Raw genomic sequence first — 1,022 nt, 5'->3', positions numbered from 1 at the left:
GATGACTTTTAAAGTATTTTTTAAAGGAGTTTTTTTATGTGTACTGCAATTACTTATACAACTAAAGATAATTACTTTGGTCGAAATCTTGATTTGGACTTTTCTTACAATGAAACGGTAACGATTTGTCCTCGAAATTATCCTTTTTCGTTTAGACACCAAGGAGAAAATAACAGCCATTTTGCCATGATTGGAATGGCAACGGTAGTGGATGATTACCCACTTTATTACGAAGCAGTTAATGAAAAAGGTTTAGGAATGGCAGGTTTGAATTTCCCTGAAAATGCCGACTATAAAGAAGTAGCAGAAGGGAAAGACAACCTTGCATCTTTTGAATTGGTTCCATGGTTCTTATCACAATGCCAATCTGTTGCTGAAGTTAAGAAACTTTGCCAAAATCTTAACGTCACAAATGAAGCATTTAGTGATGATTTTCCACCAAGTCCCTTGCACTGGTTGATTGCAGACCGCAATGAAGCTATTGTGTTGGAATCTGTGGCTAGTGGTCTTAAGGTTTATGATAACCCAACAGGTGTTTTGACAAATAACCCAACTTTTGATAAACAATTATTCAATTTAAACAATTATCGTCACGTTTCTCCAAAAGTTTCTGACAATCTCTTTTCTACAGAAATTACCTTAGACACTTATAGCCGAGGAATGGGAGGCCTTGGTTTGCCTGGTGATTTGTCATCAATGTCACGCTATGTTAAGGCAGCCTTTACTAAATTAAATTCAGTAGCAGAAGATACAGAAGTATCTAGTGTTAACCAGTTCTTCCATATTTTGAAATCCGTTGAACAACAAAAAGGGTTATGTTACGTAGATGAAAGCGGCAAATACGAATACACCATTTACAGTTCATGTATCAACACAGAAAAAGGTATTTATTACTACACAACTTACGATAATTCACAGATTACAGCTGTCGATATGCATAAGGAAAATTTGGATAATAACAAGTTAGTTACTTATCCATTGATTAAAGATTGGCAAGTGAATTATCAAAATTAAGGTCTTGA

General features: G+C 34.9%; 1 protein-coding gene. It reads left to right on the top strand.

What is annotated here, in order from left to right; translation table 11 throughout:
• The first annotated feature begins 36 nt into the window (after window positions 1-36).
• A complete protein-coding gene (gene bsh / locus B3473_RS06665; RefSeq protein ID WP_154454284.1) occupies window positions 37-1,014 on the top strand; it encodes a choloylglycine hydrolase in 978 nt (325 codons plus the stop codon).
• The last annotated feature ends 8 nt before the right edge of the window (window positions 1,015-1,022 follow it).

The sequence above is a fragment of the Streptococcus sp. UBA632 genome, assembly GCF_002300045.1.
Classification (GTDB): domain Bacteria; phylum Bacillota; class Bacilli; order Lactobacillales; family Streptococcaceae; genus Streptococcus; species Streptococcus alactolyticus.
This window is presented reverse-complemented; position numbering and strand designations above follow the sequence as displayed.